General features: G+C 63.2%; 12 protein-coding genes. 11 read left to right on the top strand and 1 reads right to left on the bottom strand.

Features of this window, described 5'->3' with window-relative positions:
* Positions 1–28: 28 nt before the first annotated feature.
* The 7 genes from AB1Z25_RS10630 to AB1Z25_RS10600 all read left to right on the top strand — a co-directional run bounded on the left by AB1Z25_RS10630 (position 29) and on the right by AB1Z25_RS10600 (position 5,741).
* Positions 29–382: a hypothetical protein gene (locus AB1Z25_RS10630; RefSeq protein ID WP_107799079.1), complete on the top strand. Its 354-nt coding sequence runs from the start codon at positions 29–31 to the stop codon at positions 380–382.
* 3 nt (positions 383–385) lie between these two features.
* Positions 386–829, top strand: a complete 444-nt coding sequence (locus tag AB1Z25_RS10625; RefSeq protein ID WP_486637213.1) for a protein YgfX — start codon at positions 386–388, stop codon at positions 827–829.
* Positions 826–2,094 (top strand): bifunctional tetrahydrofolate synthase/dihydrofolate synthase, encoded by a 1,269-nt coding sequence (gene folC, locus AB1Z25_RS10620; protein ID WP_486637212.1) that lies wholly within the window; start codon positions 826–828, stop codon positions 2,092–2,094. The genes AB1Z25_RS10625 and folC overlap by 4 nt, the downstream gene beginning before the upstream one ends.
* A 7-nt stretch (positions 2,095–2,101) precedes the next feature.
* Complete coding sequence (locus tag AB1Z25_RS10615; RefSeq protein ID WP_486637211.1) at positions 2,102–2,929, top strand: SPOR domain-containing protein; 828 nt, start codon at positions 2,102–2,104, stop codon at positions 2,927–2,929.
* A gap of 5 nt (positions 2,930–2,934) precedes the next feature.
* Positions 2,935–3,429, top strand: a complete 495-nt coding sequence (locus tag AB1Z25_RS10610; RefSeq protein ID WP_048415279.1) for a CvpA family protein — start codon at positions 2,935–2,937, stop codon at positions 3,427–3,429.
* A gap of 106 nt (positions 3,430–3,535) precedes the next feature.
* A complete protein-coding gene (gene purF / locus AB1Z25_RS10605) occupies positions 3,536–5,071 on the top strand; it encodes an amidophosphoribosyltransferase (RefSeq protein WP_107799083.1) in 1,536 nt (511 codons plus the stop codon).
* 271 nt (positions 5,072–5,342) lie between these two features.
* Positions 5,343–5,741 (top strand): hypothetical protein, encoded by a 399-nt coding sequence (locus AB1Z25_RS10600; protein ID WP_107799084.1) that lies wholly within the window; start codon positions 5,343–5,345, stop codon positions 5,739–5,741.
* A 72-nt stretch (positions 5,742–5,813) separates the two neighbouring features.
* On the opposite strand, the gene AB1Z25_RS10595 is transcribed toward AB1Z25_RS10600, so the two are convergent.
* Complete coding sequence (locus AB1Z25_RS10595) at positions 5,814–6,230, bottom strand: hypothetical protein (protein ID WP_199225851.1); 417 nt, start codon at positions 6,228–6,230, stop codon at positions 5,814–5,816.
* A gap of 513 nt (positions 6,231–6,743) precedes the next feature.
* On the opposite strand from AB1Z25_RS10595, the gene AB1Z25_RS10590 reads away from it, so the two are divergent.
* The 4 genes from AB1Z25_RS10590 to tssC all read left to right on the top strand — a co-directional run bounded on the left by AB1Z25_RS10590 (position 6,744) and on the right by tssC (position 11,929).
* Complete coding sequence (locus AB1Z25_RS10590) at positions 6,744–7,880, top strand: DUF4158 domain-containing protein (RefSeq protein WP_158274267.1); 1,137 nt, start codon at positions 6,744–6,746, stop codon at positions 7,878–7,880.
* Between the two features lie 1,050 nt (positions 7,881–8,930).
* Positions 8,931–9,866: a type VI secretion system ImpA family N-terminal domain-containing protein gene (locus AB1Z25_RS10585; RefSeq protein ID WP_486637210.1), complete on the top strand. Its 936-nt coding sequence runs from the start codon at positions 8,931–8,933 to the stop codon at positions 9,864–9,866.
* Between the two features lie 30 nt (positions 9,867–9,896).
* Positions 9,897–10,421 carry a type VI secretion system contractile sheath small subunit gene (tssB, locus tag AB1Z25_RS10580; RefSeq protein ID WP_107799086.1) on the top strand — a complete coding sequence of 175 codons (525 nt, stop codon included), beginning with the start codon at positions 9,897–9,899 and terminating at the stop codon, positions 10,419–10,421.
* Positions 10,418–11,929: a type VI secretion system contractile sheath large subunit gene (gene tssC, locus AB1Z25_RS10575; protein WP_107799087.1), complete on the top strand. Its 1,512-nt coding sequence runs from the start codon at positions 10,418–10,420 to the stop codon at positions 11,927–11,929. The genes tssB and tssC overlap by 4 nt, the downstream gene beginning before the upstream one ends.
* Positions 11,930–12,079 lie beyond the last annotated feature (150 nt).

Below are 12,079 nucleotides of genomic sequence, written 5' to 3'. Positions count from 1 at the left end.
CCGGCCAAACTTGAATGAAAGGCATGCTATGTACTTCGTTGACCGCTCGGTGGCCGTGATCAAACCGAAACAACCGTTCCTGGACTGGCTGAACCAGGCCCCGGACAACGACATGGATCTGGCGCTGGACAGCCTGCGCACCGACTGCACCGTGATCCTGCTGCCGGAGTTCGACGAGCCGGAAGAGGGCGTCGCCTACATCGACGAAATCTACGAACAATTGTTCAAGATGGAACTGGCGTCCTGGTACGAGGACGAAGACACATGGCCCAAGGATCTGTCCTTGAAAGCCTTCTGGGAATGGTTCGACGTGGAGATCCACTCCACGGTGATCGACAGCGTGGACGCCGACATCAGCAACACCCCGGCGCTGGATCTCTAAACCATGAACCGGCGGCCCCGGCTGGAGCCTTTCGGCTTCGAGCTGAGGCCTTCGCGCCTTTGGCTGGCGCTGACGGTTTCCGCCGCCGCGCTGCTGGCCTGGGCGGTGATCCGCCATCTGCCGCCCATCTGGCTGGCCTTGTTGCCGGCCGAGGCCTTCTTGCTTATGCGGGCGCTGCGCGCCGACGGCTGGGGCGACGCCGGCCGTTTCCGGCGGCTGGAAGTGGACGGCCTGGGGCGGCTGAGCGTGTGGCGCGAAGCCGCGCTGCCGGCGCAGGCCTTGGACGATTGCTTCGTCACCCCTTGGCTGACGGTATTGAATGTGCGCATCGGCGGCCGCCGGCGCGCCTTGATGGTGTGGCCGGATTCGGCGCCGGCGGACGGCCGCCGCCGCTTGCGGACTTATTTGCTGTGGTTTCAAGCCGCGGACGACACTGAGACGAAATGACTGGACACAAGACTCTGGCCGAGTGGCTGAGCTGGCAGGAAAGCCTGCACGCCACCGCCATCGATATGGGCCTGGCCCGCGTGGAGCGGGTGCGCGCCGCGATGAAACTGCAACCGTCCTGCCCGGTGGTGATGGTGGCCGGCACCAACGGCAAGGGCTCGGTCTGCGCGATGCTGTCCGCCATGCTGCATTGCGCCGGCTTCAAGGTGGGCACTTACACCTCTCCCCACATCCTGCGTTACAACGAGCGCATCGCCATCGATCTGGCGCCCGCCAGCGATGAGCGCATCGTCGCCAGCTTCGAGGCGATAGACGCCGCGCGCGGCGACACCTCGCTGACGTATTTCGAATTCGGCACCCTGGCGGCGGTGCACAGCTTTGTCGCCGAAAAAGTGGACGTGATCGTGCTGGAGGTGGGCCTGGGCGGACGCCTGGACGCGGTCAACATCTTCGAGCCGGACGTGTCGGTGGTGGTCAGCGTGGACATAGACCACCAGGCCATCCTGGGCGACAACCGCGAGGACATCGGCTTCGAGAAAGCCGGCGTCTACCGCGCCGGCAAGCCGGCCTTGTGCGCGGACCCGAACCCGCCGGCCAGGCTGATCGAGCACGCGCGCGCCATAGGCGCGGACCTGAAGCTGTACGGGCCGGACTTCGGCTATCAGCGCATGGACAATCAATGGTCCTTCCACATGGGCGACGCCCATCGCCACGCCTTGCCCTTGCCGGCGCTGCGCGGCGGCTATCAGATGGTCAACGCCTCGGCGGCGCTGGCCGTGCTGGAGTGTTTGAAACCGCGGCTGCCGGTGAACCTGGGCGCGGTCAAGCGCGGCCTGCTGGAAGTGGAGTGGCCGGGCCGTTTCCAGGTGCTGCCGGGCCGTCCGGCTGTGGTGCTGGACGTGGGCCACAATCCGCACGCGGTCAAGGCGATGACGGCCAGCCTGAAGCAGCTGCCGTTCGCCCGCAACCGGCTGGCGGTGTTCTCCATGCTGGAAGACAAGGACCTGGAACAGGTGGCGGCCTTGGCGCGCGAGGCGTTCGACGCCTGGTTCGTCGGCGGCCTCGACATGCCCCGCGGCCAGAGCGGCGAACGCATCGCCGCCAGGCTGGCGGAAATGGGCGTTGAGAGGGTGCAATCCTTCGCCACCGTGGCGCAAGCCTGGTCGGCGGCCTTATCGCAGGCGGAGGAGAGTGATAGAATTGTCGTTTTTGGTTCCTTCCACACCGTTGCCGAGGTGATGGAAGCCCGGCAACACCCGGCTTGAGGAAAGCATGGCTTTATCCACCCACGAGGAGTTGATCCTGTTGCGCAAGCGCGCCAGACGCCGTCTGGTGGGCGCTGTCGTCTTGGTTACCGTCGCCACCGTCGTTTTGTGGAACGTGGTGGGACGCCTGCCCGAGCAGCAGATGAAGCCGGAGTCCATAGAAGTGCTGGGCGCGGGCGCTTCCGCGCCGGCCGCCAATCACGCCGAAGCGCCGGCGGGCGCCTTGCCGCCGCCGGCCCAGCCGGCCTCGGCGCCGTCCGCGGCCTCCGCCGCGCTGGCCGAAGTCTCGCCCGCGGCCAAGCCCGGCGCCACCGAACTGGCGGCCAATCTGTCCACGATGACGCCGGCGATGCCGGCCGCGCAGCCGGCCCCCGCGGCGAAACCCGAGCCCAAGCCGGAAGTCAAACCGGAGCCCAAGCCGGAGGCCAAGCCCAAACCCGAACACAAGCCGGAGCCGAAACCGGCCAAGCCCGAGCATAAAAAGCCCGAAATCAAGCTGGACGAAAAGCCGGCCCGCAAGCCGGACCCGGCGGCTATCCTGGAAGGACGCTTCGATTCGCTGGACAAGCCGGCGGCGAGGAAAGAGGAGCCGGCGGCCAAGGGCGAGAGCAAATCGGTGATCCAGCTGGCGGCGCTGTCGGACCCGGACAAGGCCGACGCCTTGAAGTCCAAGCTGTCGTCGATAGGCGTGTCCGCTCATTTCAGCAAGGTGCAGACCAGCAAGGGCGAGGTGACCCGGGTGCGGGTGGGCCCGTTCAACAGCCGCGCCGAGGCGCAAGCCACCTTGCAGAAGCTGGCCAAGGCCGGCGTTAACGGCATTATCGTGACCAAGTAGCCGTCATGACCATCTTCGACTATATTGCCATCGCCATCATCGCCGGTTCCATCCTGGTGGCGATGATGCGCGGCCTGGTGGCCGAAGTGCTGTCGCTGGGCTCCTGGCTGATCGCCTTCTGGTGCGCCAAGCAGTTTTCGCCGGTGGTGTCGGCGTTTTTGCCCGGCGAATTGAGTTCGGAAGGCTTGCGGCTGGTGGCCGGTTTCGTGGCGGTGTTTTTCCTGGCCTGGCTGGCCACGGCCTTGCTGCGGGTCACGCTGACCGGCATGCTGGACAGCGTGGGGCTGGGCGGAGTCAATCGATTGTTCGGGGCTGTGTTCGGCCTGGCTCGCGGGCTGGTGCTGGTGACGGCCCTGGTTTTGGTGGGCGGCTTGAGCGATCTGCCGCGACAACCCATGTGGAGGAATGCCGTGCTCTCGGCGCCATTTGAATCGGTGGCCTTATCATTAAGGCCCTGGTTACCGGCGATGCTGGCCGATAACCTCCACTACACCGGGTAGCTGGTGAACAAGGCGGAATATCTTGATATCTTCACTTCAAGATTCCGCCTTTTTCTTTGTCTTGTTTTTTTGTCCGTTTCTTTAGTAGTAGGGAAGAGAGCAAAAGATGTGTGGAATTCTAGGCGTGGTCGGTCAGGCTCCGGTCAACCAGTTGCTGTATGACGGTTTGCAGGTGCTGCAACATCGAGGTCAGGACGCCGCCGGCATCGTGACCGCCAATGGCAAGACCTTTCACATGCACAAGGGCAGCGGCATGGTGCGCGACGTGTTCCGCACGCGCAATATGCGTTCCCTATTGGGCGCGGCCGGCATCGCCCATGTGCGCTATCCCACCGCCGGCTCCGCCTCCTGCCTGGCCGAGGCGCAGCCGTTCTACGTCAACTCGCCGTTCGGCATCGTGTTGGCGCACAACGGCAACCTGACCAATACCGAAGAGCTCAAGGCGGACATGTTCCGCCACGATCTGCGCCACATCAACACCAATTCCGATTCCGAGGTGTTGTTGAACGTGTTCGCCCATGAGCTGACCCAGCGCCTCAGCGCCAACGAATTGAGCGTGGACGCGGTGTTCGGCGCCATCGAGGCGGTGCACCGCCGCGTGCGCGGCGCTTACGCGGTGGTGGCGATGATCGCCGGCTACGGCCTGGTGGCCTTCCGCGACCCCAACGGCATCCGCCCGCTGGTGATAGGCACTTGCGTCAACAGCGGCAAGACCGAATACATGTTCGCGTCGGAATCCGTGGCGCTGGACTGTTCCGGTTTCAGCCTGCTGCGCGACGTGCAGCCGGGCGAGGGCGTCTTCGTCAGCTTCGACGGCGAATTCCACGCCCGCAGCTGCGCCAGCGACACCCGCCACGCGCCTTGCCTGTTCGAATACGTGTACTTCGCGCGCCCGGATTCGGTGATAGACGGCGCTTCGGTTTACCAGGCGCGCATCGTGATGGGCGAAAAGCTGGCCGAGAAAATCCGCCGCGCCTTGCCGGAGCTGGACATCGACGTGGTGATGCCCATCCCGGACACCAGTCGCCCCAGCGCGCTGCAGCTGGCCAACCACCTGGGCCTGCCGTACCGCGAGGGCTTCATCAAGAACCGCTACATCGGCCGCACCTTCATCATGCCGGGCCAGGCGGTGCGCAAGAAATCGGTGCGCCAGAAGCTGAACCCGGTGGCCTGCGAATTCAAGGGCCGCAATGTGCTGCTGGTGGACGATTCCATCGTGCGCGGCACCACGTCCAAGGAAATCGTGCAGATGGCGCGCGACGCCGGCGCCAAGAAAGTGTATTTCGCCTCGGCCGCTCCGGCGGTGCGCTTCCCCAACGTCTACGGCATCGACATGCCGACGCGGGCGGAACTGCTGGCCACCGGCCGCGACGAGGCCGAGATCGCGCGCGAGATCGGCGCCGACGCGGTGATCTATCAGGACCTGTCCGCGCTGGAAGAGGCGGTCAGCAGCGTCAACCCCAAGCTGAGCTGCTACGAAACCTCCTGCTTCAACGGCGAATACATCACCGGCGACATCACGCCGGCCTATCTGGACGCGATCGAGGCCGAGCGTCTGGACGGCAAGGCCGGAGCGGAGCAGGGCGGCAGCGAACATATGATCGATCTGAACCTGAACGTGGCGGAACAGAATCTAATGTAATAGTGATTTAGCTTCCAAACGGCGGCGGGCAATGCCCGCCGTCTTTTTTTATCCGTTTCCCGACGCAATTTGGCGACAACCGCGCCGGCGATAGCCGGATCCTGCGGTATTTCGCTTGCCAAACCCATTTCCCATATTGAATATTTAATGCCATAAGCCGATAAAAACCCGGCGTGATAAGGCAGCCGCGTAAACTGGTCTAAATTAATATGTATTTAAAACTGTTTACTTGTTAGTCTGCCTTTGACGCGCCTGATATTGAGGAGTGGATATGGATGACATTCTGGAGATGCTGGTTGCGCGGCAAGCCGCGCTGGAGAGGATTATCGAAGGCCTGGTGCTGACCATGAACCAAAGCGGCACCATCAAGCTGCAGGATTATCTGAAGATAGGGCAGCTGATGCGTTTGAACAGCGCGGTCACGGATTCCATCGACGTGTCCGACAGCCTGCGCCGCATCAACGCGCGCTTGCAGACGCATGCGCAGGGCGGGCTGGATTCGATGAACGCCCTGTTGCGGGAAACCATGCTGTTCGCCCAGGCGGCGCCGCCGCAGCGCGACGCGCTGCAGCAGGGTCTGGGCGCGAAGGCCTCGCTGGAAATCAGCGCGCAACTGGAGGAATTGTTGCAGCGGCGCGCGCGGCGGCCGCGCAAACCCACCCGGGCCTAGCGCCGCGCGAGCGGAAGGAGCGCCCCGCCTCGCGAGCGCTCGTCCGCCGCGCGAGGCGGACTTTGCCGGTTTTCAAGGCAGGCGAGCAGGCGGCGCGTCGCCCGCCGGCGCCAGCCGCAGATAGGACGCGCGGGACGGGTCCTGGCGGTCCACCATGACTTCCACCCGTTCGCCGGCGCGCGGCATATTGCCCAGATCTATCAGTTGTTCAATCGTCAGTTCCCGGCTGAAGCCGTCCTGCCACACCCTCAACTCCAATCGCATCATCGGCACCTGGTTCACCAGCAGGCCGGTTTGCCGGATCGACAAGACGTCGGCGTTGAGACGGACGCCGTCTTTCACGCTTTCTCGCTGCCAGGGACCGGACAGTCCGCGCAATTGCGAGGTCCAGTCGAAAGAGCGAAACAGCAGAAAGCCGGTGATGGCCAGCGACAACACGGTGACTCCTATCGACAGGAGCACGGAAAAACGGATCCAGGACTCGAACATCGGCGTCTTCCTTGCAAGGCGTGGGCGGCGTCGGACCGGCGGCCCGCTTCGCGCGCGAAACTGACAATATTAAGCACTTTCTGGAAGCATGGGATTCGTTTGGAATGACAGAAGTTCCCGTCTTTCCCGCGGCGAGCGCGCGGCGCGCGCCCTTATGCGGTGATTCTAATCGCCCATCGGCTATTTTTACCCGGACTTATCATGGCAAAAATAAATACATTGGCATTTTATGGGGGTGGAAACCTTTGTCGTGTGACTAATTCACTATTCAAATTAAGAAATCGGCATATTTCCGGGAACTACCGCAAATGCGGTCCATCACAAAGTAATGCTTACCAGTGAAGCAACTTGAACTTCATAATGTTTTAGTTAGCCCTTTCGTCGGCGGACATGGCCGGCAAAGGGCGTCACCGGCTCCAGTGCCGCCGTCAGAGCGGTGGAGCCCAAGCGAGGCAGCCGGCCCGCAGAAACACCGGCGCTTCGCGCATTGGCCAAGGCCAGGGGAAGAGAACTATGCCGAGACGTCCGTTGCTCTCGCCGCCAGAGCGCGCCAGCTTGCTGGAGCCTCCAGACGACGAATACGAGTTAGATCAGTTAACCGCCTTCAGCGAACAGGATTTCGCCTTGATCCAGCAGCACCGCGGCAGCGCCAACCGCTTGGGCGTGGCCGTGCTGCTGTGCTATCTGCGCCATCCCGGCATCGCGCTGGACGAGGGCTGCCAGCCCGCACCACGTTTGTTGCGGCGGGTGGCGGCCGCGCTGGGCGCGCGAGAGGAGGACTGGGAACGCTACGCCACCCGCGATCAGACCCGGCGCGAGCATCTGGTCAAACTCTACGCCTATCTGGGATTGAGGCCGTACCGGGCCGAGGACGGCCAGGCGGTCTTGCGCCACCTGGCCCGGCTGGCCACTCAAACCGATCAGCCGCTGTGCCTGGCGCAGGCCATGGTGTCCTGGCTGCGCCAGAGGCGCATCGTGCTGCCGGCCATAGGCGTGATTGACCGCAGCTGCGCGGCGGCGCTGACGCTGGGGTCGCGTCAAGTCTACTCCCGGCTCAACGAGGCCTTGAGCGCCTGCCAGCGCCAACGGCTGGACGCCCTGCTGGAACTGCGGGAGGGCGGCAAGCTGACGACGCTGGCCTGGCTGCGGCTGAACGCTGACCGCGCGCGCGGCGCGGCGCCGCAGCTGGAGCGCTTGCAAGTGGTGGAAGCGCTGGCCTTGCCGGCCCACCTGACTCAGTTGGTGGGGCCGGGGCGGATGCAGGAATTGGCCCGCGCCGGCGACGGCATGAGCTGCCATGATCTGGCCGAACTGGAGCCGCCGCGGCGCATGGCCACCCTGGTGGCCATCGTGTTGCAGGCGCGCGCGGCCCTGCTGCGCATGTTGCAGAACCTGGAAAAACTGAAGGCGATTGACGCTTTGTCGCTGCCCGCCGGTTTGCAGAATCTGGTGTCGCAACAGAGGATGGGCAGGCTGGCGGCCGAGGGCCGGCAGATGAAGCCCAAGGATCTGGCCAAGCTGGAGCCGCGCCGGCGCATGGCCACCTTATTGGCCCTGGTGCTGGAGCTGCGCGCCGCCCTGGTCAAGGAAATCCTCGATCTGCGCGAGCGCCTGGTGGGCAAAACGCTGGAGGCCGGCGAACTGATGTGATCCGGCTTGAGCGCGCGGCGGCGATGTGCCGCGGCGCAAGCGAAATGAATGAAAATTGCTGAATCCTAAACCCCGTCATTGACGGGGTTTATTTTTTTTAGCGCGTCCAAGATATTTAATAAAAATTACTAAACGGTTACAAAATTAAACAATCGTTTATTTTATTGCCGATCATTAGGGAAAACCCTGATCTTGTTTTTTATTTATGCAAATAAGGCGCGCGGACATGCGGGACTATCTAAATATGCTAACGTGCGGAAAAAGCGTTATTCCCAATGCCTGGGTTTTGTGTATCAAATGCAACAAAGTTTGAGCAAAATGTGAATTTGCACTTTCCACGTTTTAGCCGCTTGAGATCCGTCTTTCCATGATTTATTAAGTCTTGGCTTAATAAAATCGCCATTTGCGCATAAGCGTTTTAGAAAATAGACGGCTTATGCCAATTTACACCAAACAAGTCTCGGCATTAAAAACTTTTCTCCAAATTATCCTAATAAGTATGTGTTTTGCACATTGTCCGCCGCCTGGATCGCTTCTTTGATCCGGCAGGTCGCGCCGACGAGCGCGCGGCGCGCCGCGACTGGCTCCGCCGTGCTTGCGCACTCACCGAGCATGGATCGGGCGCGGCCGATATTCGCTAAAAATGCAAATAAAATCTTGCGCTTGCGATTGCCGAGCTTATTTTATCGGCGGGCCTTGAAAATCGATGCCGATTAAGCCGGCGGCCGCGTCAAACTCAGCGTCTTCCTTCCGTATTCTGCTCTGCCGCAAGCCATTCTGCCGGCTGCGCGCTTAACTATTTCCCCAAGTCCTTGCATGCGCGGCCGTCATGAAAAACGGTTTATGCATTTGTATTGCCGTGCGGTTTCGCCCCGTTTCCCCGGTGTTTACCGGTAAACCCGCCGCCGGGCGTTTATTTGGACAGACTCAAGCGTTTGCTTATAACTTTGTTCTCGAGTTTTTGTGAAAGCGCGCCAGCCGTTTATCGGCGCCTTATTCAAAACATTGAGGCGGGCCGGGCAGGGCCGCCGTTGGAAGCAAACTTTCGCCATGAACGCTGAAACCATGAACCACGCCATCGCCGATATCGCCTTGCCGGACACCCCGGCCGCGGAAGAGCTGGATTTCGACGCGGACTTCGCCCGCGTCGACGCCGCGATCTGCGAATACGACGCGGTGGGCCAGGTGCCTTTGCGCAAGGGCGCGGAGCCCTTCCACTGGATCAGCGTGGAAAGCGCCTGCCGCGGCCTGCTTGGCAAGGCCGCGGATGTGCGGGTTGGCGTTTGGCTGCTGCGCGCAGCGCTGGCCCAGCGCGGTCTGGCCGGGGCGGCGGAAGGACTGGCGGCGCTGGCCGCGATCGCGGCGCAGCCGCTGGAAAACATCCGGCCGGCCGGGCAGCCGGACGCGCCGGCGGGTGAAACCCACGCGCTGCATCTGGCCTGGCTGTGCGGGCCGGCCTTCCTGCATCAGCTGGCGCACAGCCGGCTGAGCGCGGACAGCGAGCTGCGCGTCGGCCAATTGGCCAAGGACCCGGCCGCCGCGCCGCCGGCGGAGCGGGAGCGGGCGTTGCGGGACCTGTCCCGGCTGCGCGCCGGCCTGGCCGGTTTGACGGATTTGAGCCAGCGCGAGGGTTTCGCCGAGCAGTTTGACTGCGCCGGTCTGCACGCCTTGCTGGATGAGCTGGATGCGGCGCTGACGCCGATGCTTGCCGCGGTCCCCGCAGAAGCGCCCGTCTTGAGCGAGGCCGCCCCGGCGGCGCGCGCGTTGCCGGCCGGCGCCTTGAACAGCCGCGAGGAGGTGGCGGCGGCGCTGGACTTGATCGTCGCGTATTTCCGCGAGCACGAGCCCGGGCACCCGGCGCCCATCTTTCTGCTGCGCGCCAAGCGGATGTTGGGCGCGGGCTTTGAGGAGTTGATGGCGGAGCTGTTCGCCGAATCGGATGCGCTGGTGGCGAAATTGGATCGCCCCCGGCCTTTACAAGGGTAGTCAAGCAATATCAGGGAAAGGACATATGCCATGGCGCGACAGAAGGATGCGCAGAAGTTCATCGGGGAAAGCCGTGCGCCCCGCGTGCAGATCGAATACGACGTGGAAGTCTACGGTTCGCAGAAAAAGGTGGAACTGCCTTTTGTAGCCGGGGTGTTGGCGGACTTGTCCGGCGACAACATCGAAGCGCTGGGCGCGGTGGAGGACCGCCGTTTCACCGAGATCGACGTGGAGAACTTCGACTTGCGGATGGCGCAGATCGCGCCGGAACTCAGCTACCACGTGAAGAACGTGATCACCGATGACGGAACCTTGATCCCGATCGACTTGAGCTTCGACTCCATGGAGTCCTTCGAGCCGGCCGAGGTGGTGAAGAAAATCCCGGAGCTGGCGGTGCTGTTGGACGCGCGCAGCCAGTTGAAGGAATTGTTGACTTATATGGACGGCAAGGTGGCGGCCGAGGAGTTGATCGAGCAGCTGCTGAAGGACCTGCATCTGCCCGCGGACGACGCCGCGGCGGGCGAGGCGGCCCAGGCCGACGGGGAGGCGAGATGAGCACCCATGCCGAGATGCAGGCGCCGGCCGCAGCCGGCCAGACCGAAACCACGGTGGACGACGGCCTGAAGGACATCCTGCGCCGCTCGTTCCGGCCGCGCACCAATGAGGCCGCCGAGGCGGTGCAAAGCGCGGTGCAGACCTTGCTGGCCTATGCGCGCCGCAGCCGGGTGGTGGTGCGCGAGGACGTGGCGCAGACGGTGGAGCAATTGGTGGCCGAGCTGGACCGCAAGATTTCGGAACAGCTGACCCTGGTCTTGCACAACGAGCACTTCCAAAAACTGGAAGGCGCCTGGCGCGGCCTGCACTACCTGGTGTCCAACACCGACACCACCGAGAATCTGAAAATCCGCTACCTGAACGTCTCCAAGAAAGAGCTGGGCAAGACCCTGCGCCGCTACAAGGGCGTGGTCTGGGACCAGAGTCCCATCTTCAAGATGATCTACGAGCAGGAGTACGGTCAGTTCGGCGGCGAGCCCTTCGGCTGCCTGGTGGGCGATTATCACTTCGACCACAGCGCGCAGGACGTGGCCTTGCTGACCGAGATGTCCAAGATTGCCGCCGCCGCGCACACGCCTTTCATCTCCGCCGCCGCGCCCAGCTTGTTGCAGATGGACGACTGGAGCGAGCTGGGCAATCCGCGCGACGTGTCCAAGATCTTCACCGCCACCGAATACGCGTTCTGGCGCCGGCTGCGGGAAAGCAACGATTCGCGCTACCTGGCGCTGACCTTGCCGCGCTTCCTGGCGCGGGTGCCTTACGGGCCCAAGACCCAGCCGATAGAGGAGTTCGGCTTCGAGGAGAAGGTGGACCCCAACCGCGCCAGCGATTTTTGCTGGGCCAATTCCGCCTACGCGATGGCCGCCAACATCACCCGCGCCTTCAGCACCTACGGCTGGTGCACCAAGATCCGCGGCGTGGAGTCCGGCGGCGCGGTGGAGGTGCTGCCCAAATTTGTGCTGCCGTCGCAGGACAAGGAAGTGGAGCTGCATTGCCCCACCGAGATCGCCATCTCCGACCGCCGCGAGCACGAGTTGTCCGAATCCGGCCTGATGCCGCTGGTTTACCGCAAGAACTCGGACATGGCGGCCTTCATCGGCGCCAAGACCGTGCACCGGCCGGCGGTGTACGAGGACGACGACGCCACCGCCAACGCCAATCTGTCCTCGCGCCTGCCTTATATCTTCGCCACCTGCCGCTTCGCTCATTACCTGAAGTGCATCGTGCGCGACAAGATCGGCTCCTTCAAATCGCGGGAAGACACTCAGCGCTGGCTCAACGATTGGCTGATGAACTACGTGGACGGCGATCCCAGCATTTCCAGCGAGGTCACCAAATCCAAGCGCCCGCTGTCCGCGGCCGAGGTGCTGGTGGACGAGCTGCCGGACAACCCCGGCTACTACCGCGCCCAGTTCTTCCTGCGGCCGCACTTCCAGCTGGAAGGCTTGACCGTGTCGCTGCGGCTGGTTTCCAAGCTGCCGTCGGCCAAGCAGGAGGGGGCTCGCTAGCGCGCGGCTCGCTTCCGATAGCCCGTTCATTCACCGCCGCGCTTAGCTTAAGCAAGAGCTGACGGCGGCCGGTTTGGCGCGGGGCGGGAACGACCTGAGTCGCCCCGGCGCTTGCATTCCGTTTCAGGTCTGGCTTGTCCATCACTTTTT

Source organism: Chromobacterium sp. HL1, assembly GCF_057418835.1.
Note: the sequence above shows the minus strand (reverse complement) of the source record. Positions and strands in the feature narration are given on the sequence as shown.